This is a genomic window from Motilibacter peucedani, assembly GCF_003634695.1.
In the GTDB taxonomy this organism is placed as follows: Bacteria; Actinomycetota; Actinomycetes; order Motilibacterales; family Motilibacteraceae; genus Motilibacter; species Motilibacter peucedani.
The window spans coordinates 293,494-314,186 of record NZ_RBWV01000010.1; the positions used below are offsets into that span (position 1 = coordinate 293,494).

Below are 20,693 nucleotides of genomic sequence, written 5' to 3' on the forward strand. Positions count from 1 at the left end.
TCGACTCTTGCACGGCCAACGCCGGGGAGCCCGTCCTGCTTCCACAGGGGGCCTGGCCTCGCCCTAGGGTCGGGAGCGTGACCCCGCTCCCCGACGTGCTCGCCACGATCGACACCTGGCCGGTGCCCGCGGCAGCGGCCGCCGTCGTGGTGCGCGGACGGGGCACCGTTGCCGAGCACGGGCCCGTCGATCGGGCGTTCGCGCTGGCGAGCGTGACCAAGCCCCTCACCGCGTACGCGACGCTGCTCGCCGCCGAGGAAGGTGCCCTCTCGCTCGACGACCCGGCGGGCCCGGCCGGGTCCACGCTGCGCCACCTGCTCGCGCACGCCTCGGGCCTGCCGCTCGAGGGGACGGTGCCGCTCGCGGCGCCCGGGGTGCGCCGGATCTACTCCAACTCCGGGTTCGAGGTGGTCGCCGACGTCGTCTCCGGGGCGGTGGGGATGCCGTTCGCCGACTACCTGGGTGAAGGCGTGCTCGCTCCGCTCGGGATGCGTACCGCTGCCCTGCGCGGCTCGGCGGCGCGCGCGGGCTGGGGGAGCGTGCGCGACCTCGCCGCCTTCGTCGGCGAGCTCCTCGAGCCCCGGGTGCTGCACGTGTCGAGCTCCGAGGAGCTCGCCCGCGTGCAGTACCCCGAGCTGCGCGGTCTGGTCCCCGGCTTCGGACGCCAGGACCCCAACCCGTGGGGGCTCGGGGTTGAGGTACGCGGTGCGAAGTCCCCGCACTGGACCGGCCCCTCGCAGAGCCCCGCGACCTTCGGGCACTTCGGCCAGAGCGGCACCTTCGTCTGGGTCGACCGCGCGGCCGGCGTCGGGTGCGTGTGCCTCACCGACCGCGCCTTCGACACCTGGGCCGCCGAGGTGTGGCCGCCGTTCAACGACGCGGTCCTGGGCGCTGCCGTGGCGGACCTGCGGGTCGTCTAGCGCCGGTGCAGCGCCCGTACCGCGTCGAGCGTGTCAGCCTCGTCGGGCCGCTTGTCGGGCCGGTAGCGCACCACGCGGGCGAAGCGCAGGGCGACGCCGCCGGGGTAGCGCGGCGAGGTCTGCACGCCGTCGAGCGCGATCTCGACGACCAGCTCGGGACGCACGACCACGCCCCACGGCGGCCGGTCGACGACCAGCTCCTGCAGAGCGGCGGTCTGCTCCTCGAGCATCGCGTCGGTGAGGCCCTTGAAGGTCTTGCCGAGCATGACGGGCGGGCCGCCCTCGGGGTCGCGGGCGCCGAGGTGCAGGTTCGAGAGCCACCCGCGCCGGCGCCCGGAGCCCCACTCGGCGCCGAGCACGAGCAGGTCGAAGGTGTGCACCGGCTTGACCTTGAGCCAGGCGGCTCCGCGCCGGCCCGCGTCGTAGAGCGAGCCCGGCGCCTTGACGACGACTCCCTCGTGCCCTTGCGCCAGGACGTCGGCGGCGAAGCGCTCGCCCGCGTCGGCGTCAGCGGTCTCCAGGCGCGCGACGCGCAGACGGGCCGGCACGACGGCGTCCAGGACGGCGTGCCGCTCCGAGGCCGGCAGCGCCAGCAGGTCGCGGCCGTCGACGTGCAGCACGTCGAAGAACAGCGGGGTGAGCGGCAAGCGGGTGCGGGCGCTCGCCACGTCGACCCTCGACCCTGTGCGCCCGGCCGTGGCCTGGAAGGGGTGGGGGCGCCCGTCGTGCCCGAGCGCCACGGCCTCGCCGTCGAGCACCACGGTGTCGACGGCCAGCTCCCGCACGAGCTCGACCACGTCGGGCAGGCGCTCGGTGATGTCGTCGAGGCTGCGGGAGAAGACGCGCACCTGCTCGGCGGAGCGGTGCACCTGCACCCGGATGCCGTCGATCTTGGCCTCCACCACGGCCGCGCCGAGCCGCTCGAGCGCCTCGGTCACGCTGCCCGCGGTCGAGGCGAGCATGGGGAGCACGGGCCTGCCCACCTCGAGCACGAACCGGTCGAGCGCAGCGGGCCCGTCCGCGCGGACGGCGGCAGCCACCGGCGGCAGCGAGCCGGCGAGCATGACCGCGCGCCGCAGTTCCGGCAGCGCGAGCCCGTCCGAGCGCGCGAAGGCCTCGATGACCTGGGCGTCCAGGGCGCCCTGCCGCAGCTCGCCCAGCGCCAGCCCCCGCAGCAGCCGCTGCTCCTCGGGAGTCGCCCGGGAGAACAGCGCGTCGAGCAGCGCCCGGCGCCGTGCCTGCGAGCCCGTCCCCGAGACCTGGCTGACCTCCTGCCACGCGCGATCCGTCCCGGCGATGGTGAGGGTCGGCTCGTCGGCCGCCGGCGGGAGCTGCTGGAGCGCTGCCCACCCGGCACCGGTGCGCCGCTGCGGCAGCTCGCCCGAGAGGTAGGCAGCGACGACCGCCACCTCGTCCGGCGTGGCGGCGGACAGCACCTCCGCGAGCCGGGCGGTCTTGGCCAGTCGCGAGCGGGTGCGCTGCAGGTCGGCTGATGCGGCGGCGATCTCGGCGAGGAGCATGGCCGCACCCTAGGACGGTCAGGCGGTGCCGAGCGCTCCCGTGCGCAGCGCCGGCAGCGACAGCGACGGCGTCGTGCGCTGGCGGGAGACCGGCTCGCGGTGGGCGAGGGAGACCCGCAGGAGCGCGCGGCCGCGGTGGAGACGGCTGCGCACGGTGCCCAGCTTGATGTCGAGCACCTCGGCCGCCTGCTCGTAGCCCATGCCCTCGAGGTCGCAGAGCACGACCGCAGCGCGGTAGGGCGCCGGCAGCTCGGCGATCGCCGCGCGCACGTCGACGTCGAGGGAGGCAGCGGCCCAGGCGTCCTCGGAGGAGGGGCTGGCCGTGCCGAGGGCGGCGAGGTCGTCGTCGACGGCCGGCTCGATGAGGATCCGCTTGCGCCGGCGCCAGCGGTCGCGGAAGAGGTTCATCGTGATGCGGGTGACCCAGCCGTCGAAGTTGCCCTCGGTGTAGGTGTGCAGCGAGTTGAAGATGCGCACGAAGACGTCGTGGGTGAGGTCCTCGGCGTCGGCGGCTGAGCCGGTGAGCCGGTAGGACAGCCGGTAGACCCGTGCCTGCTGCTCGGTGACGATCCGCTCCCAGTCGGCGGGGGTGAGCGCCGACGAGCCGCGCCCGGCCGCCGAGCCCTGCGCAGACCCCGCCCCACGAGGAGCCGTCCCGGCCGGACCCGCCGGCACCTGTGCTGCACCCACCGTACTGATCATGGGCACCATGGAACGGCGCGGTGGCGAAAGCAGTGCGAAAGCAGTCCGGGGCGCACGGTAGTCTGTCCGCGCGCTCGGCCGAGAGGCTGCGTGCGTAGGGGCGTAGCTCAACTGGCAGAGCAGCGGTCTCCAAAACCGCAGGTTGCAGGTTCAAGTCCTGTCGCCCCTGCTCCGACACCTCCTGGGCTCCGGTACGCCGGAGCTCCTCGGTCGTCGAGGCACCCGCTGGTCGGGGAGGCCTCGTCGACCGTCGAGGAGGTGTCGGCAGGCCCCGGGAGGCCGGACTTGACAAGGGTCCGGCAGAGCCGTAAGTTTTCTCCTCGTGCCTCGCGAGAGGAACGGACGGATCGGGGTCTTCTCCGAGCGGCCGGTCTGGCGGGAAAGGCGCAACGCAGGGTCTGCTAGAGTAGACCACGCACACAACAAGCCCCGAGACTGAGGCCGAAAGGCCGAAGCTTCGAGCGCGTTCGTTTCTTGAGAACTCAACAGCGTGTTTTTCGAGGATTTGCCATATGTTTTTTCCTCGTCATGTCTCGCGCTCTCTTCGGGGGGTGTGGGGTGGTGATGTGGTTTTTGTTGGTTGCCGCACGGTCTACGCGGGTCGTGTGGTGGCTGGCGTTTGCTCTGCTTCGAGAGTCCTAGTTTTCTAGGTTCTTTGTTGGAGAGTTTGATCCTGGCTCAGGACGAACGCTGGCGGCGTGCTTAACACATGCAAGTCGAGCGGTGAACCTGCTTCGGTGGGGGATCAGCGGCGAACGGGTGAGTAACACGTGAGCAACCTGCCTCTAGCTTCGGGATAACTCCGGGAAACCGGGGCTAATACCGGATATGACTTCTCGCCGCATGGTGGGGGGTGGAAAGATTTATCGGCTGGAGATGGGCTCGCGGCCTATCAGCTTGTTGGTGGGGTTGTGGCCTACCAAGGCGACGACGGGTAGCCGGCCTGAGAGGGTGACCGGCCACACTGGGACTGAGACACGGCCCAGACTCCTACGGGAGGCAGCAGTGGGGAATCTTGCGCAATGGGCGGAAGCCTGACGCAGCGACGCCGCGTGGGGGATGAAGGCCTTCGGGTTGTAAACCTCTTTCAGCGCCGAAGAAGCGAAAGTGACGGTAGGCGCAGAAGAAGCACCGGCTAACTACGTGCCAGCAGCCGCGGTAATACGTAGGGTGCAAGCGTTGTCCGGAATTATTGGGCGTAAAGAGCTCGTAGGTGGCGGGTCACGTCGGGTGTGAAAGCCCGGGGCTTAACCCCGGGTCTGCATTCGATACGGGCTTGCTAGGGTCCGGCAGGGGAGACTGGAATTCCTGGTGTAGCGGTGAAATGCGCAGATATCAGGAGGAACACCGGTGGCGAAGGCGGGTCTCTGGGCCGGTACCGACGCTGAGGAGCGAAAGCGTGGGGAGCGAACAGGATTAGATACCCTGGTAGTCCACGCCGTAAACGTTGGGCGCTAGGTGTGGGGAGCATTCCACGTTCTCTGTGCCGTAGCTAACGCATTAAGCGCCCCGCCTGGGGAGTACGGCCGCAAGGCTAAAACTCAAAGGAATTGACGGGGGCCCGCACAAGCGGCGGAGCATGTGGCTTAATTCGACGCAACGCGAAGAACCTTACCAAGGCTTGACATCCACGGAAAAGCCGCAGAGATGTGGTGTCCTTCGGGGTCGTGGACAGGTGGTGCATGGCTGTCGTCAGCTCGTGTCGTGAGATGTTGGGTTAAGTCCCGCAACGAGCGCAACCCTCGTCCCATGTTGCCAGCATTCAGTTGGGGACTCATGGGAGACTGCCGGGGTCAACTCGGAGGAAGGTGGGGATGACGTCAAGTCATCATGCCCCTTATGTCTTGGGCTGCACACATGCTACAATGGCCGGTACAAAGGGCTGCGATACCGTGAGGTGGAGCGAATCCCAAAAAGCCGGTCTCAGTTCGGATCGGGGTCTGCAACTCGACCCCGTGAAGTCGGAGTCGCTAGTAATCGCAGATCAGCAACGCTGCGGTGAATACGTTCCCGGGCCTTGTACACACCGCCCGTCACGTCACGAAAGTCGGTAACACCCGAAGCCGGTGGCCTAACCCGCAAGGGAGGGAGCTGTCGAAGGTGGGACTGGCGATTGGGACGAAGTCGTAACAAGGTAGCCGTACCGGAAGGTGCGGCTGGATCACCTCCTTTCTAAGGAGCACCTACCTCTTAGTCACGCTCACCGGTTGGTGAGGGTGGGGGGTCAGGAGCCACGCGCGGGCCGTACGTGTCCGTGGTGGTGCTCATGGGTGGAACGAGTCCTCGAAGTAGTCCTTCCCGGTGCCGGCTGTGTCTGGTGCGGGGGTGGGCGGCACGCTGTTGGGTCCTGAGGGAACGAGCGGCCTCTGTGGCCCTGCTTCGGCGGGGTGGTGGGGGTGCTGGTTTCTTCTGGCCGGTCCATCGGCTGCATCGCATACCGTCCTCGTCGTGGGGGTGGGTGGGTGTGTCGGGTTGGTGGGTGCCGGGTGGTGTTTGAGAACTGGATAGTGGTTGCGAGCGATTCATCTTTACTGTTTTTGTGGTGTGGTTTTCGTGGTGTGTGTCTGTGTTCGTTCGATGTGGTCAAGTTGTTAAGGGCGCACGGTGGATGCCTTGGCACCAGGAGCCGATGAAGGACGTGGGAGGCTGCGTTAAGCCTCGGGGAGCTGCCAACCGAGCGTTGATCCGAGGATGTCCGAATGGGGGAACCCGGCAGCAGTCATGTGCTGTCACCTCCGCCTGAATATATAGGGCGGTTGGAGGGAACGCGGGGAAGTGAAACATCTCAGTACCCGCAGGAAGAGAAAACAACAGTGATTCCGTGAGTAGTGGCGAGCGAAAGCGGATGAGGCTAAACCGTTCCCGTGGGATACCCGGCAGGGGTTGCGGGGGCGGGGTTGTGGGGCGTGTCTGTGTCGATGCTGCCGTGTCGGCGCGCGTTGTCCGTTGGGGTAGTCGAAGGCTCTGGGAAGGGCCGGCGTAGAAGGTGAGACCCCTGTAGGCGAAAGTCCAGCGGCGCGTGTGGGACGTGTCCCCGAGTAGCACGGGGCCCGAGAAATCTCGTGTGAATCTGCCAGGACCACCTGGTAAGCCTAAATACTTCCTGGTGACCGATAGCGGACTAGTACCGTGAGGGAAAGGTGAAAAGTACCCCGGGAGGGGAGTGAAAGAGTACCTGAAACCGTGTGCCTACAAGCCGTCGGAGCATCCTTGTTGGTGTGACGGCGTGCCTTTTGAAGAATGAGCCTGAGAGTTAGCGGCGTGTGGCGAGGTTAACCCGTGTGGGGAAGCCGGAGCGAAAGCGAGTCCGAATAGGGCGTCTGTAGTCGCACGTTCTAGACCCGAAGCGGAGTGATCTACCCATGGGCAGGGTGAAGCGCGGGTAAGACCGCGTGGAGGCCCGAACCCACCAGGGTTGAAAACCTGGGGGATGACCTGTGGGTAGGGGTGAAAGGCCAATCAAACTCCGTGATAGCTGGTTCTCCCCGAAATGCATTTAGGTGCAGCGTCGCGTGTTTCTTGCCGGAGGTAGAGCTACTGGATAGCCTAGGGGCCCTACAAGGTTACTGAAGTTAGCCAAACTCCGAATGCCGGTAAGTTCAAGCGCGGCAGTGAGACGGCGGGTGATAAGATTCGTCGTCGAGAGGGAAACAGCCCAGACCACCAGCTAAGGCCCCTAAGCGCGCGCTAAGTGGGAAAGGATGTGGAGTCGCACAGACAACCAGGAGGTTGGCTTAGAAGCAGCCACCCTTGAAAGAGTGCGTAATAGCTCACTGGTCAAGTGATTCCGCGCCGACAATGTAGCGGGGCTCAAGCGCGCCGCCGAAGCTGTGGCATTCCCGTGTTAACCCCAGCATGTATGTGTTCAGGGGCGGGGATGGGTAGGGGAGCGTCGTGCCGTGGGTGAAGCAGCGCTGGAAGGTAGCTGTGGACGCGGCACGAGTGAGAATTCAGGCATGAGTAGCGAAAGAAGGGTGAGAATCCCTTCCGCCGGATGACCAAGGGTTCCTGGGCCAGGCTGTTCCGCCCAGGGTGAGTCGGGGCCTAAGGCGAGGCCGACAGGCGTAGTCGATGGATAACGGGTTGATATTCCCGTACCCGCTGTGATGCGCCCATGCTGAATCCAGTGATGCTAAGCCCTCTCAACGTGTGGATCCTTCGGGTGATGCGCGGGCGGACGGTGACCCGATCTGGTAGTAGGCAAGCGATGGGGTGACGCAGGAAGGTAGCCCATCCCGGGCGATGGTTGTCCCGGGGTAAGGATGTAGGGCGTGCGGTAGGTAAATCCGCCGCGCACTGAGCCTGAGATCTGATGCCGAGCCGATTGTGGCGAAGTGGGTGATCCTATGCTGCCTAGAAAAGCCTCTAGTGAGTGTCACGGCGGCCCGTACCCCAAACCGACACAGGTGGTCAGGTAGAGAATACCAAGGCGATCGAGCGAACCGTGGTCAAGGAACTCGGCAAAATGCCCCCGTAACTTCGGGAGAAGGGGGGCCTCGTCTGGTGATAGGCCTTGCGTCTTGAGCTGGGTGGGGCCGCAGAGACCAGTGAGAAGCGACTGTTTACTAAAAACACAGGTCCGTGCCAAGTCGCAAGACGATGTATACGGACTGACGCCTGCCCGGTGCTGGAACGTTAAGGGGACCGGTTAGCTCTTCGGGGCGAAGCTGAGAACTTAAGCGCCAGTAAACGGCGGTGGTAACTATAACCATCCTAAGGTAGCGAAATTCCTTGTCGGGTAAGTTCCGACCTGCACGAATGGCGTAACGACTTCTCAGCTGTCTCGACCACGGACTCGGCGAAATTGCACTACGAGTAAAGATGCTCGTTACGCGCAGCAGGACGGAAAGACCCCGGGACCTTCACTACAGCTTGATATTGGTGGTCGGCTCGGCTTGTGTAGGATAGGTGGGAGCCTGTGAAGCCCGGACGCCAGTTCGGGTGGAGGCGACGTTGAAATACCACTCTGGTCGTGCTGGCTGTCTAACTTGGGCCCGTGATCCGGGTCAGGGACAGTGTCTGGTGGGTAGTTTAACTGGGGCGGTTGCCTCCCAAAAGGTAACGGAGGCGCCCAAAGGTTCCCTCAGCCTGGTCGGCAACCAGGTGTCGAGTGCAAGTGCACAAGGGGGCTTGACTGTGAGACCGACAGGTCGAGCAGGAGCGAAAGCTGGGACTAGTGATCCGGCGGTGGCTTGTGGAAGCGCCGTCGCTCAACGGATAAAAGGTACCCCGGGGATAACAGGCTGATCTTGCCCAAGAGTCCATATCGACGGCAAGGTTTGGCACCTCGATGTCGGCTCGTCGCATCCTGGGGCTGGAGTAGGTCCCAAGGGTTGGGCTGTTCGCCCATTAAAGCGGTACGCGAGCTGGGTTTAGAACGTCGTGAGACAGTTCGGTCCCTATCCGCTGCGCGCGTTGGAGACTTGTGAAGGGCTGTCCCTAGTACGAGAGGACCGGGACGGACGAACCTCTGGTGTGCCAGTTGTACCGCCAGGTGCATGGCTGGTTGGCTACGTTCGGAAGGGATAACCGCTGAAAGCATCTAAGCGGGAAGCCTGCTTCAAGATGAGGTCTCCCACCCCTTCGAGGGGGTAAGGCCCCCAGCAGACCACTGGGTTGATAGGCCGGACGTGGAAGCACTGCAAGGTGTGTAGCGGACCGGTACTAATAGGCCGAGGGCTTGACTACCTCGAACGAGCACACACGCACATCATCACGCCCTGCCACACGAGCTTGTGAAGCATGGACTGCGCCCGCAACCACTACCCGGTTCTGAGACACCACCACACAGACCCGCCCCGCCCCCGTGACAGGGGGATGTGGGGAGGGTGTGTGGGTCTCGTAGAGTTACGGCGGTCATAGCGGAGGGGAAACGCCCGGTCCCATCCCGAACCCGGAAGCTAAGCCCTCCAGCGCCGATGGTACTGCCCGCGCCAGCGGGTGGGAGAGTAGGACACCGCCGAACAACCATTCCCTTGTAGGGGTGCCACCGACCACCGGTGACACCCCTACAAGCGTTTCCAGGGCTTTCTAGCCACGCGGCCCCCCAGGCGCTGTCACGCGCTGGGAGTCGCAGGCCTCACAGGTGCAGCGCCAGGGCGCCGCCGGCCCAGGTGGCCACGGCCAGGACGCCGGCCGTCAGCTCGAGCAGCATGCCGAGCCCGATGCCCTTCAGCGTCGCCCACGTCGACGCCCAGGCGCCGGCCGCCGTACCGACCCGTGCCAGCTCGGCGACGAAGACCCCGAGCACGAAGCCGACGACGAGGCCCACCACCGGCACCACGAAGAAGCCGACGACCGCGCAGACGACGCCGACCAGCATCGTGCGCCGCGGCGCACCGGTCTCGCGCAGCGAGCGGGAGGGCACCGCGTACTTCGCCAACGTGCCGGCGACCAGGACCGCGAGCACGACGGCGCACACGACCCACCGCCCACCGCCGCTGTCGTCCAGCACCGCCCACAGCACCACCGCAGCGGCGATCAGCAGCAGGCCCGGCAGGCCAGGCACGAGGACGCCCGCCAGCCCGACGAGCATCAGCAGGGCGACGAGGACGGCGAGGGTGGAGGAAGGCACGAGGGCCAGCATGCCGCGTGCGGCGTGCTGGCCCTCGTGGGGTGCTGCGGGTCTGCTGCTAGCTGGCCCAGGCGAGCAGGCCGACAGTGGCGGCGGGCGAGCGCAGCTTGCTCATCGCCTCCTTCTCGAGCTGGCGGATGCGCTCGCGGGTGAGACCCAGAGCGCGGCCGATCTCGTCCAGGGTGTGCGGACGGCCGTCGTAGAGGCCGTAGCGCATGCGCACGATGGTCGCCTCGCGCTCCGGCAGCTGGTCGAGCGCCGACTGCAGGTCGCTCAGCAGCGCCCGGTGCTCGAAGGCCTCGGAGGCGCTCACCGCGTCGGTGTCGACGACCAGCTCACCCACGCTGGTGTCGGCCTCGTCGCCCACCGGGGTGTCGAGGCTGATGGCTTCGCGGCTGACGCGGCGCAGGTTCGTCACGTCGGGCAGCTTCCAGCCGAGCACCTCGGCCAGCTCCTCGTCGGTGGGGTCGCGCTCGAGCGTGCTCGAGAGCTCCCGCAGCGCTCGGGTCAGCTTGCCGATCTGCTCGTGCACGTGGACGGGCAGCCGGATCGTGCGGGCCTGCTCGGCGAGCCCTCGACCGATCGCCTGACGGATCCACCAGGTCGCGTAGGTGGAGAACTTGTAGCCCTTGCGGTAGTCGAACTTCTCGACGGCGCGCACGAGCCCGAGGTTGCCCTCCTGGACGACGTCGAGGAACGGCAGTCCGCGGTGGGCGTGCTTCTTGGCGACCGAGACCACGAGCCGCAGGTTCGCCCGCAGCATCTGGTCCTTGGCACGCTCGCCGTCACGGACCAGCGAGCGGAGCTCGGCCGCGTCGTGCCCGTCGGTCTCGCCCTCGGCGAGCAGGTGCGCGGCGTAGAGGCCGGCTTCGATGCGCTGCGACAGCTCGACCTCGTCGGCCGCCGTGAGCAGCGCCGTGCGTCCGATGTCGTCGAGGTAGAGTCGGACCAGGTCCGAGGTGGGTGCTGCCTGGTCGAGGTCGGCACCGGGGGCCGGCTCGAGGGTGCTGTCCTCGCTGACCGGTGCCACGGTGGCTGGCTGGAGTGTCGCTGTCTGCGTTGTCATAACGTCTTCTTCAACGCACAACCGGCCCTGTCTGCTTCCGCGCCAACCTTGTGACTCGCTGTGAACGTGTGTCTCCGGCGTGTGTGTGCTTCCCAGGTGCGGGGTAGACCTGCGGGCAACCGAACGACGGGGGTGCGCAGTGCGCTACGAACAGCTGACCCGACTGGTCCAGACACGGGCCCGACTGGCCTCGGCCGACGACGCTGCGCGCGCGACCAGCATCACCCTCTGCGCGCTGGGGGAGCGGGTGCCCGACACCGTCGCGGCCACGCTGGCCGAGCGGCTCCCGCCCGACCTCGCTGCGCACGTGCGCGACGGCGCGGGCCACCCGTTGGGCAAGGACGCCCCGCTCGCCGACGACTTCGTGGCCCTGCTGGCCGAGCGCGCCAGCATCGACGCCCTGCGCGCGGCCTCCGTGGCCCGTACGGTGTTCCGCGTCGTCGACGTCGAGACCGGTGGCGGCCTCGCCCAGCGGGCGCGCGGCGTGCTGCCCGAGGACGTCCGCGACCTCGTCGCGCGCGGCCGGCGCTAGCAGCCGCGCACCCGGCGCACCCACCCGCCTCGCGCCGACCCACGTGCGGGCGGGGTCGGCCCGACCGCGTAGGTTCCCCGCGTGAGCTCGTACTCCGCCTCCGGGCTGATCGTCGCCGGCGGCCGGCCGACCCTCGCGGTGGCCCAGGGGCCAGGGGCCGACCTGCACGGCGCCGAGGGCGCCGAGCGCGCGCCGCGGCTGCCGGGCAGCGCCGGCACCGTCCTCGTGCACGCCGACCTGCACAACCACACGCTGCTCTCCGACGGCGCCGGCAGCCCCGAGGACGCCTTCGCGGCGATGCGCGCGGCCGGTCTCGACGTGGCGGCGCTCACCGACCACGCCTCGGTCGCCCCCGGGTTCGACATCCCGGAACGCACCCGCGACAACGCCGAGGCCGTGGCCCGCTGGACCATGGCGCCGCGCAGCATCGACGCGGCGGGATGGGCGCGGACCGGGCGGCTGGCCGACGAGCAGGACTCGCCCGGCGAGTTCACCGCCGTGCGCGGCTTCGAGTGGACCGAGCCGTGGCTGGGCCACGTCAACGTCTGGTTCTCCGAGGACTGGACCGACGTGCAGGAGCTCGGCGGCACGAGGCACCTGTTCGACTGGCTGGCCGAGCGCTCCGCCCCCGGTCCCGCCGGCACGCCGGCGCTCGCGGGGCTCAACCACCCGGGCCGCGAGCCCGGGCGCTTCGACGGCTTCCGCTACGACGCCCGCCTGGCCGACCGGGTCGTGTCCATGGAGATGTTCAACCGGGGCGACGACTACCTGTTCGAGGGCTGGGCCGAGGGGCGCCCCTCGCCGCTGCTCGCGGCTCTCGACGCCGGTTGGCGCCCGGGGCTGCTCGGCGTCACCGACGAGCACGGCCGCACCTGGGGCTCGGCCGAGGGCCGCGGCCGCGGCGGGCTCTGGGTGCACGAGCACAGCCGGGCCGGCGTGGCGGAGGCGCTGCGCGCCCGCCGGTTCTTCGCCACCCGGCTGTCGGGGCTGCGCCTCGACGCGGCGCTCGACGGCGTACGCATCGGCTCGGAGCTCCCCTCGCCGCCACGAGCGGCGCGGCTGGAGCTCGACGTCGACCGCGGGCCGGCGTGGGCCGGGCGCGAGCTCGTCGCCCAGCTCCTGCGACCCGGCGCCGACGACGACGTGCCGCGCGTAGCGGCCGAGGTCGCGGTCCGCTGCGGCGAGCCCGTCGACTGCGAGGCCGAGCTCGGCGACCCTCCGCCCGCCGGGCGCCCCGACTGGGTCGTGCTGCGCCTGGCCGACCCCGACGCCGCCAACCGCACGCCCGGGCCGCGCGGGCACGCCGCCAACGCGCTCGCCGTCGCCTACGCCAGTCCGTGGTGGGCGGGCCGCGCCTAGCCGACGCCGCCGGGCGCCAGGTGTGTCCGAACGCCGCCGCGCTGACCTGCGCGGACGTCGCGGTGGCTTCGGACACGCGCCCGGGGCTGCTCAGCACGACGGCGCGGCACCCCCGAGGGGTGCCGCGCCGTCGTCGTGCCGGACGCGCCGCGACGGGCGCGAGGGGGTCAGCTGTAGAGCAGCCGGCCGCAGGTCGGCCACGGGCTCGAGCCGCGGCGCGCGTAGAGCAGCTGGGCGCGGTAGGTCTGCTCCTCGGCGCTGGCCGAGGAGGGGGTGCCGCTGCCGCCGACGCCGTGCCAGGTGCCGATGCTGAACTGGTAGAGGCCGTAGTAGCCGGCCGCGTTGTAGGCGCGGGGGTTGCCGCCGGCCTCGCAGCGCGCGAGCGCCGACCAGTTGAGGCCCTCGACGCTGTCGGAGACGCGCGCGTCGGAGCGGGACACCCGCTTGCTCGAGACCTTCGTGCGCGTCGTCGACGCCTTGGTGCGCGAGGTCGTGGCCTTCGTGGCGGCGACCGGCTTGCTGATCGCCTTCGCGGCGGGCAGGGCGCGCCAGGTCAGCTTGTCGACCACGCCGGTGGAGTGCAGCCCGTGGCGGGTCTGGAAGGCGCGCACCGCGGCGCGGGTCTGGACGCCGAAGCGGCCGTTGACCGCGTCGAGGCCGAGCCGGGCCTGCAGGCTGCGCACGGCCGGGCCGTGGGCGCCGAAGACGAGGACCGGGGTGCGGTGGGCGACGGTGCGGCCGTGGGACGAGCTGCCCGACGCGTTGGTCGAGGCGGGCGCGGCCGACGCGCTGGTGGCCGTCGCCGTGAACGCGGCCCCTGTGACGCCGAGCCCGGCGATGGCGACGGCAGCGCGCGGGACGGCGGCGCTGGGCGGGGCAGGACGGCGGTGGCGGCCGGCGTAGGGCCGCAGGGTACGCGAGAGCGTCACGCGAGTTCTCCGTGCGCCTGCGAGGTGAGCTGTCGGGTTCGGGATGGAGTCTCCCGGCCGCTGGTAGGCGGCTTCACCCCAAGGACGCCCCGGTGACGCTCGGCGCTCGGCCCAGGTCAGGGCGCCCGCGGAATGGTTCCCCCGCTCCTGCCCGAGGACGTGGACCCCGTGCCGGGCAGGACTCGGCGCTTGCACGGGGGACCCGGACCAGAGTCCGGGCCGTCCGAGGATACGGGGCGACGCGTACGCACGTCCAGACCCCGACCCGCGGCGCGGCGCCCGCGGAGGGTTGCGCACGCCTGGGCAGGGGGTAGTCGAGGGGGCATGAGTGAGCAGGACGACACCACGACCGGCACGACCGGCACGACCGACGAGACGACGGGGAGCACGACCAGCGGGAGCGGGCGCTCCGCGGAGAAGGACCCCAGCGACTGGGTGACGGGCGACGAGCCGTCGACCGGCCCCCAGGAGAGCTACCTGGCGACGCTGGCCCGCGAGGCGGGGGAGCCGGCGCCCGAGGGACTGACCAAGGCCGAGGCCAGCGAGGAGATCGACCGGCTCCAGGAGCAGACGGGCCGGGGCTGAGCGGGCGCCGACCGGTAGCGTTGGCGCGAGCCAGCGCCACCCCGACCAGCGCCGCCGACCCCCCGCCAGCCAGGCGGGCGCCACCCACGGTGGCGCGGTCGGCGCGCTGGCGGTCGACGAGCAGGAGGTCCGGCAGTGACGATCGTGGTCGGCTACGTGCCCAAGCCCGAGGGCCGGGCCGCGCTGCGCCGGGCCGCCGAGGACGCCCAGAGCCGCCGCGAGCGCCTGGTCGTCGTCAGCTCGGTGCGCGACGCCTCCGCCGACGGCCTGGCCGACTACGAGCGCGAGCTGAGCGCGGTCGGCGCGGCGCTGCAGCAGGCGGGCATCGACTACGAGGTCCGGCAGCTCGTGCGCGGGCAGGACGCCTCCGAGGACCTCATCGCCATCGCCGAGGAGGTGCAGGCCGACGTCATCGTCATCGGGCTGCGCCGGCGCACCCCGGTCGGCAAGCTGATCCTCGGCAGCAACGCCCAGCGCATCCTGCTCGACGCCCCGTGCCCGGTCCTCGCCGTCAAGGCGGGCGAGGACGACCGCTGACCGAGACCTCCCTGGGCCGGACGAGTCCGACTCGTGCCGAAACGCTGACCGTGACCGCGCCCTGCCGCTAGCGTGAGTGCCAGCAGCAGCAAGGTCGCACGGAGAGAGGCAGGTAGGCCGTGGCTGGGCACGCTCCTGCGCCCCCTCCCTCGGCGGCCGCACCCGAGGCGACGCCTCCAGGAAGCCCCGTAGGGAGCTCCGTGGAGGGCGCTGACGTCGAGGCGGTGTTCGACGCGACCGACGCGGCCCTGCTCGACACCCTCGTGCGCGAGGCGCCGCTCGGGTTCGCGCTCTACGACGCCGACCTGCGCTACCGCCGCATCAACCGCGTGCTCGCGCTCGCCAACGGGCTGACCGTCGCCGAGCACCTGGGACGCCGGCCCTCGGAGGTGCTGGGCGACCTCGGCGAGGCGGTCGAGGCCGTGCTGCGCCGGGTGCTCGTCGACGGCGCGAGCATCCACGACGACGACTTCGTCGGCACCAGCGCCGACGGCGTGCAGACCCGCTGGCAGTCGCAGTGGTTCCCGGTCCGCTCCCGCTCCGAGGTGGTCGGCGTCGCCGTCTTCGTCTCCGACGTGACCGCCCGCCGCCAGACCGAGGACGCGCTGCGCGCCGCCTACCGCCGCGGCGAGCGCCTGCTCGCCGTCACGACCCGGCTGGCGCAGGCGCTCACCCTCGAGCAGGTCACCTCAGTGGTCACCGAGGAGCTCCGGGACGGCTTCGGCGCGCTGGGGGCGGGGCTCGCCCTGGTCGAGGCCGACCAGCTGGCCTACATCTCCGGCCCGGGCATGCCCGTGATGGGCGCGCGCCGCGTGCCGCTGCGGGTCGACGCCGACGCCACCACGCCCACCGCCCAGGCCATGCGCACCGGTCGCCCCGTCTACGTCGCCTCGCTCGACGGGCTCGCCGAGGTCGGGCTCGACCCGGCGGCCGTCGGGCCCGGGCTCCAGTCGGCCGGCGAGCGCAGCTGGGCCTGGCTGCCGCTCAGCACCGCCGCCGGCGTCCTCGGCGTGATGCGCGTGGCGTTCGGCGAGGCCCGCGTGCTGCCGCCCGAGGAGCGGGTCTCGCTCGAGGCGGTCGCCACGCAGTCGGCCATCGCCGTCGAGCGGGCGCTGCTCTACGACCGCGAGCACAGCACCGCCGAGGAGCTCCAGGGCAGCCTGCTGCCCGACCGCCTCCCCGCGGTCCCCGGTCTCACGCTGGCGGCTCGCTACCTGCCGGCGACGCTGAGCACCCTGCGCGCCAGCGGCGCGGCGAGCGTAGGCGGCGACTGGTACGACGCGTTCGTCCTCCCCGGCGGCCGGCTGGCCTTCGTCCTCGGCGACGTGATGGGCAAGGGCGTACGAGCGGCGGCCGGCATGGGCCGGGTCCGCTCCGCCCTGCGCGCGCTGGCGTTCACCGACGAGTCGCCGGCCTCGGTGCTCTCCGGGCTCGACCGCGTCTTCACCGCCACCGAGGACGTCGACCAGATCGTCACCCTCGTCTACGCCGTCGTCGACCCGGCGACCCGTGAGGTCGTCGCCACCTCGGCCGGCCACCCGCCCGTGCTGCTCGTGCCGGCCGAGGGGGCTCCTCGCCTGCGCCCGATCGTCGAGGGCTCGATGCCCCTGGGCATGCCGGAGCCGCGCGTCGAGCAGACCCTCCAGCTGGACCCCGGCGACAGTCTCGTCGTCTTCTCCGACGGACTGGTCGAGACCCGCGAGGGCGGGATCGGTGCAGGCCTCGACGACCTCGTGCGCGGCGTGTCGACGGTCTACGGGCCCGACGCGCGCCCGCCCGTGGTGCCGCGCGGCCGCGTGGGCCGACGACCTGCGGAGGTGGCGCCCGAGCCCGGCGTCCTGCTCGACCGGCTGCTCGAGACCGTCGTCGGTGCCGGGGTGCCGCTCACCGCCCGTCGGGACGACGTGACGCTGCTGGGCATCCGCGTCTAGGGCGGTGTCCGGGTCGCGACCGGGCCGAACTGCTCAGGCGGAGCCCGCCACGATCGAACAGGGACGGGTAACGTGGCTGGGATCCCGGCCTGACCCGCTCCGTGAGCCCTCGGGTGCGCCCTGCGCGCCGACCCGCTGGCCTACGTCGCGTGTCACAATGGGATGTTGCTGCGCTCCGCAGCTCCCAGCCCAAGACGTGGTGCGGCGGCTCGTCGCCCAGGTCCTTCGCAGCTCCACACAGACGAGAGGTCGTAGGTGTCGGTCACGCCCCGCCCGCTCCCGCCAGAGTTCGCCGTCCCCGAGGTCCAGGAGCTGCTGACGCAGGGCAAGGCCACCGGTTCGGTGTCCGCCGCCTCCGTCCGCGCCGCCTGCGAGGGCCGCATCGAGGTGTCCCGGGTGAAGGCCGTGCTCCGCGCCCTCGCCGAGGAGGGTGTCGTGGTCGCGCTCGAGCCCCAGGCCACCGCCGCTGCCGCGCCGCGCCGCCGCGCGGTCGCCGCCGCGGCCGCACGCCGCACCACCGCCACCTCGAGCCTCGACGCCGAGGTGCCGAGGCCGGCCAAGAAGGCCACGGCCAAGAAGGCCGCCACCAAGAAGGCCGCCTCGCCGGTGGCCGAGGTGCCGCCGGTCGACGCCGCCGACGAGGCCGAGGGCGACCTCGACATCGCGCTCGAGGAGATCGTCATCGACCCGGCCGAGCTGGCCGAGGTCGACGGCGCCGCCGCCGTGGTCGACGTCGTGGCCGTCGGAGCCGAGGCGACCGAGGTCGTCGAGGGCGTCGTCGTCGAGGGGGCCGCCGCCGCGGCGGCCGTCGCTCCCGCCGCCGAGGGCGACGGCGAGAGCGAGGGCTTCGTGCTCTCCGCCGACGACGACGACGAGCCGGCCCAGCAGGTCGCGACGGCCGGCGCCACCGCCGACCCCGTCAAGGACTACCTCAAGCAGATCGGCAAGGTCGCGCTGCTCAACGCCGAGCAGGAGGTCGAGCTCGCCAAGCGCATCGAGGCCGGCCTGTTCGCCGACGAGAAGCTGGCCTCCGGCGACAAGCTCCCGATCAAGCTGCGCCGCGAGCTCGAGTGGATCGCCACCGACGGCCGCCGCGCCAAGAACCACCTGCTCGAGGCCAACTTGCGACTCGTGGTCTCGCTGGCCAAGCGCTACACCGGCCGCGGCATGCTCTTCCTCGACCTCATCCAGGAAGGCAACCTCGGCCTGATCCGTGCGGTCGAGAAGTTCGACTACACCAAGGGCTACAAGTTCTCGACCTACGCGACGTGGTGGATCCGCCAGGCCATCACCCGCGCCATGGCCGACCAGGCGCGCACGATCCGCATCCCGGTGCACATGGTCGAGGTCATCAACAAGCTCGCGCGCGTCCAGCGCCAGATGCTCCAGGACCTGGGCCGCGAGCCCACGCCGGAGGAGCTGGCCAAGGAGCTCGACATGACCCCCGAGAAGGTCGTCGAGGTCCAGAAGTACGGCCGCGAGCCCATCTCGCTGCACACCCCGCTCGGCGAGGACGGCGACAGCGAGTTCGGCGACCTCATCGAGGACTCCGAGGCGGTCGTGCCGGCCGAGGCCGTGTCGTTCACCCTGCTCCAGGAGCAGCTGCACTCGGTGCTCGACACCCTGTCCGAGCGCGAGGCGGGCGTGGTCTCGATGCGCTTCGGGCTCACCGACGGCCAGCCCAAGACCCTCGACGAGATCGGCAAGGTCTACGGCGTCACGCGCGAGCGCATCCGCCAGATAGAGAGCAAGACCATGTCGAAGCTGCGGCACCCGTCGCGCTCGCAGGTCCTGCGCGACTACCTGGACTGACGATAGTCGGCGTGTCGGGACATCTTCGCAGGTCAGGGGCTAGTTGTGCGGCCTGACGAGAGACACGGTAGGCGGCTACACCGCTCCTAGTCAAGATATTCGGCTAGGCTGCGTGTCGTGCCGCCTGCCGTGGACCCCGATCTGCCGGTCCTGCTCGAGTCGTGGGAGCTCGCTCTGCGCGCCGAGCGCAAGAGCCCGCAGACCATCAAGGCCTACGGAGACGGCGTCCGACGCTTCCTCACCTGGTGCCAAGCCAACGACCGGCGCGCCGTCCTCGACCGTCCGACGGTCACCGCGTTCGTCGCGGCCCTGCTTGAGGCCGGCGCCGAGGCCTCGACCGCCCGGTCGCGCCAGCTCGCGCTGCGGAGGTTCTCGGCATGGCTGCTCGAGGAGGGCGAGTCCAGCACCGACGCGCTGCTCGGGACCAAGCCGCCCAAGCTCGACACCAAGGTCGTCGAGCCCTTGACTGACGGCCAGCTCAAGGCCCTGGTCGCGGCGTGCTCCGGCACTGAGATGCGCGACCGGCGTGACGAGGCCCTCGTGCGCTTTATGGCGGAGTCTGGTGCGCGCGCCGGCGAGGTCGTCGCCCTCGCGGTCGCCGACGTCGATCTCAAGGCCGGTACGGCCACCGTACGGCGAGGCAAGGGCGGCAAGGGCCGCACCGTGCCCTTCGGACCGCAAACCGTACGATCGATCGACCGCTACCTACGCGCACGACGCACACACCGGCTCGCCGAGGACCCCGCGCTCTGGCTCGGCGACCGCGGCAAGGCGTTCAGCTACGACGCCCTCCACAAGACCCTCGCCATGCGCGCCGAGCGCGCCGGCATCGACGGTTTCCACCCGCACCGCCTTCGGCACACCGCCGCGCACCGCTGGCTCGCCGCCGGTGGCTCCGAAGGCGGCCTCATGGCCGTCGCCGGCTGGACCCGCCCCGACATGCTCTTGCGCTACACCAAGGCGCAAGCCTCGGCGCGCGCCGCCGACGAAGCCCGCCGACTCAACCTGGGGGACTGGTGATCAGAACCTTGAGTGACGCGAAACGCCTGGCGGAGGGACAGGCGTTCTGGTCCCAGGAGGCAAATTGGCGGAGGCTTCGCCTCAAAGCGCATCGTTGGCAGGAACAGGGTTGCCCCCGACCCATTCCTAAGACGCTGCCAATCGTGGACCGACCATGTTGCCCTTTGTCTCGGCGAGACTTGGCCGTCATAGAGGTGTTTGACAGCGGTCGGGCGTTTCGGAGCCGGCAACTCGGGGCGCGCGTCCTCCTGACTGTTCGGTGCGCCCGAAAAGGGCACACCCTAGCGTTCGTGCACGCTTCCGCCTTCGGTTCAGTGCTCGTCCCGACTTCCTCCCTATCACCCGTCGATCCGACGGCGTCTGCTCAGAGAAGGAACCTTCGGGACCAGCTCGACTTGAACACGGACGACGAGGTGCACCGCATCTTCCTGGAGTTGACTGCGCCTCGTGATCCGTGGGCGACAGATCGTGCTCAGATCGCGGTGGAGCTTCAAGGAGGCGCATGGGCGATGGATGACGGGTCGTGGCAACTCGTCGCCGCAACATCGATGAGTCTTCTGTGCCGATGCGGTTCTCGACGGCTCGACTTCGAGCTGCTGCGCTCGCTCATAGGCGAAGGCGTTCCTACCGTGAGTGTCTAACCGTCCGCTACAGCGCTTGGGTGGTATGTTCGTCATGTAGCCCGAGCTGTTGCAGCCGAACAATACTGCTAGCCGAGTTGGGCGCGGTGCAGATCCGTCAAGGGATCTCACTGTCATGTCTGAAGCCCCATCCGGGCAGGCTGCCTTCAACGGCCGCATCGGCGCCGCAGTGCGGTGGGCCGCAACCGAAGACCGCGTGGCTGCCACAGCGCCCGCACGCAAGGCCTTCGACCGCAGCTTCGAGAAGCAGGTCGACCCCGACGGGGTCCTGCCGCCTGACGAGCGAGCCATCCGTGCAGCTCACGCCCGCAGGGCGTACTTACTACGCCTCGCCCTGAAGTCCGCCCAGGCCCGCCGCAAGCGCGGCACGAGCGACTTGCGACCCCCGGCCTCTACCCTCGCCGACGAGGGAGGGTCTGCCGCATGATGAGGCCACCCGAACGAAGAAGCCGGCCTGGGAAGTCCCCACTCCCCAAGCCGGCCACAAGTCAGGTCGCCGCCAAGCTCACCGACATCGTCAGTATGGCGCAGGCCCGCACAGAAGGCGAGCAGCGCCGGCTCAAGG

At 69.9% G+C, this 20,693-nt stretch carries 13 protein-coding genes, 1 tRNA gene, 3 rRNA genes and 1 riboswitch; of the genes, 12 read left to right on the top strand and 5 right to left on the bottom strand.

Translation table 11 applies throughout. The annotated features are described in order from the left end of the window. Positions 1-77: 77 nt before the first annotated feature. The gene (locus CLV35_RS06170; protein ID WP_121192591.1) at positions 78-920 is read left to right on the top strand and encodes a serine hydrolase domain-containing protein; all 843 of its coding nucleotides are present in this window, start codon (positions 78-80) and stop codon (positions 918-920) included. On the opposite strand, the gene CLV35_RS06175 is transcribed toward CLV35_RS06170, so the two are convergent. Both CLV35_RS06175 and CLV35_RS06180 read right to left on the bottom strand, forming a co-directional pair. Next, the gene (locus tag CLV35_RS06175; protein ID WP_121192592.1) at positions 917-2,440 is read right to left on the bottom strand and encodes an ATP-dependent DNA ligase; all 1,524 of its coding nucleotides are present in this window, start codon (positions 2,438-2,440) and stop codon (positions 917-919) included. The genes CLV35_RS06170 and CLV35_RS06175 overlap by 4 nt on opposite strands. An 18-nt stretch (positions 2,441-2,458) precedes the next feature. After that, positions 2,459-3,142 (bottom strand): sigma-70 family RNA polymerase sigma factor, encoded by a 684-nt coding sequence (locus CLV35_RS06180; protein ID WP_121192593.1) that lies wholly within the window; start codon positions 3,140-3,142, stop codon positions 2,459-2,461. Between the two features lie 96 nt (positions 3,143-3,238). On the opposite strand from CLV35_RS06180, the gene CLV35_RS06185 reads away from it, so the two are divergent. The 4 genes from CLV35_RS06185 to rrf all read left to right on the top strand — a co-directional run bounded on the left by CLV35_RS06185 (position 3,239) and on the right by rrf (position 9,107). Continuing rightward, a tRNA-Trp gene (locus CLV35_RS06185) sits at positions 3,239-3,311 on the top strand. Between the two features lie 486 nt (positions 3,312-3,797). Next, positions 3,798-5,314: ribosomal RNA gene (locus CLV35_RS06190) — 16S ribosomal RNA — on the top strand. A 409-nt stretch (positions 5,315-5,723) separates the two neighbouring features. Continuing rightward, a 23S ribosomal RNA gene (locus CLV35_RS06195) occupies positions 5,724-8,830 on the top strand. Between the two features lie 160 nt (positions 8,831-8,990). Further along, positions 8,991-9,107 (top strand): 5S ribosomal RNA (gene rrf / locus CLV35_RS06200). Together the 16S, 23S and 5S rRNA genes with 1 tRNA gene alongside form the textbook arrangement of a ribosomal RNA operon. A gap of 114 nt (positions 9,108-9,221) precedes the next feature. On the opposite strand, the gene CLV35_RS06205 is transcribed toward rrf, so the two are convergent. Together CLV35_RS06205 and CLV35_RS06210 are read right to left on the bottom strand one after the other, a co-directional pair. Beyond that, positions 9,222-9,716, bottom strand: a complete 495-nt coding sequence (locus CLV35_RS06205) for a DUF456 domain-containing protein (protein WP_231121547.1) — start codon at positions 9,714-9,716, stop codon at positions 9,222-9,224. Positions 9,717-9,774: 58 nt separating this feature from the next. After that, positions 9,775-10,746: a sigma-70 family RNA polymerase sigma factor gene (locus CLV35_RS06210; protein ID WP_231121548.1), complete on the bottom strand. Its 972-nt coding sequence runs from the start codon at positions 10,744-10,746 to the stop codon at positions 9,775-9,777. 175 nt (positions 10,747-10,921) lie between these two features. Here CLV35_RS06210 and CLV35_RS06215 point away from each other — a divergent pair, with 175 nt between their 5' ends. Next, complete coding sequence (locus tag CLV35_RS06215; RefSeq protein WP_183061780.1) at positions 10,922-11,314, top strand: DUF2267 domain-containing protein; 393 nt, start codon at positions 10,922-10,924, stop codon at positions 11,312-11,314. An 81-nt stretch (positions 11,315-11,395) separates the two neighbouring features. Continuing rightward, positions 11,396-12,673, top strand: a complete 1,278-nt coding sequence (locus CLV35_RS06220; protein WP_121192596.1) for a CehA/McbA family metallohydrolase — start codon at positions 11,396-11,398, stop codon at positions 12,671-12,673. A 167-nt stretch (positions 12,674-12,840) separates the two neighbouring features. On the opposite strand, the gene CLV35_RS20760 is transcribed toward CLV35_RS06220, so the two are convergent. Continuing rightward, positions 12,841-13,602: a transglycosylase family protein gene (locus CLV35_RS20760; RefSeq protein ID WP_269203886.1), complete on the bottom strand. Its 762-nt coding sequence runs from the start codon at positions 13,600-13,602 to the stop codon at positions 12,841-12,843. Between the two features lie 2 nt (positions 13,603-13,604). Next, positions 13,605-13,800: riboswitch (cyclic di-AMP (ydaO/yuaA leader) on the bottom strand. 126 nt (positions 13,801-13,926) lie between these two features. Between CLV35_RS20760 and CLV35_RS06230 the strand changes: the two genes are divergently transcribed. The 5 genes from CLV35_RS06230 to CLV35_RS06250 all read left to right on the top strand — a co-directional run bounded on the left by CLV35_RS06230 (position 13,927) and on the right by CLV35_RS06250 (position 19,487). Further along, complete coding sequence (locus CLV35_RS06230) at positions 13,927-14,187, top strand: DUF3072 domain-containing protein (protein ID WP_121192597.1); 261 nt, start codon at positions 13,927-13,929, stop codon at positions 14,185-14,187. Positions 14,188-14,322: 135 nt separating this feature from the next. Further along, a complete protein-coding gene (locus CLV35_RS06235; protein WP_121192598.1) occupies positions 14,323-14,724 on the top strand; it encodes a universal stress protein in 402 nt (133 codons plus the stop codon). Between the two features lie 200 nt (positions 14,725-14,924). Next, complete coding sequence (locus CLV35_RS06240; RefSeq protein WP_183061782.1) at positions 14,925-16,655, top strand: SpoIIE family protein phosphatase; 1,731 nt, start codon at positions 14,925-14,927, stop codon at positions 16,653-16,655. Between the two features lie 312 nt (positions 16,656-16,967). Then, complete coding sequence (locus tag CLV35_RS06245) at positions 16,968-18,467, top strand: RNA polymerase sigma factor (RefSeq protein WP_407938195.1); 1,500 nt, start codon at positions 16,968-16,970, stop codon at positions 18,465-18,467. 117 nt (positions 18,468-18,584) lie between these two features. Next, on the top strand, positions 18,585-19,487 hold the full coding sequence (locus CLV35_RS06250) for a tyrosine-type recombinase/integrase (RefSeq protein ID WP_231121549.1): 903 nt from the start codon (positions 18,585-18,587) through the stop codon (positions 19,485-19,487). The last annotated feature ends 1,206 nt before the right edge of the window (positions 19,488-20,693 follow it).

Bases quoted from the DNA above. Each gene is read 5' to 3' on its own strand.
- CLV35_RS06175 (WP_121192592.1), bottom strand. From the start codon at position 2,440: ATGCTCCTCGCCGAGATCGCCGCCGCATCAGCCGACCTGCAGCGCACC.
- CLV35_RS06180 (WP_121192593.1), bottom strand. From the start codon at position 3,142: ATGATCAGTACGGTGGGTGCAGCACAGGTGCCGGCGGGTCCGGCCGGG.
- CLV35_RS06230 (WP_121192597.1), top strand. From the start codon at position 13,927: ATGAGTGAGCAGGACGACACCACGACCGGCACGACCGGCACGACCGAC.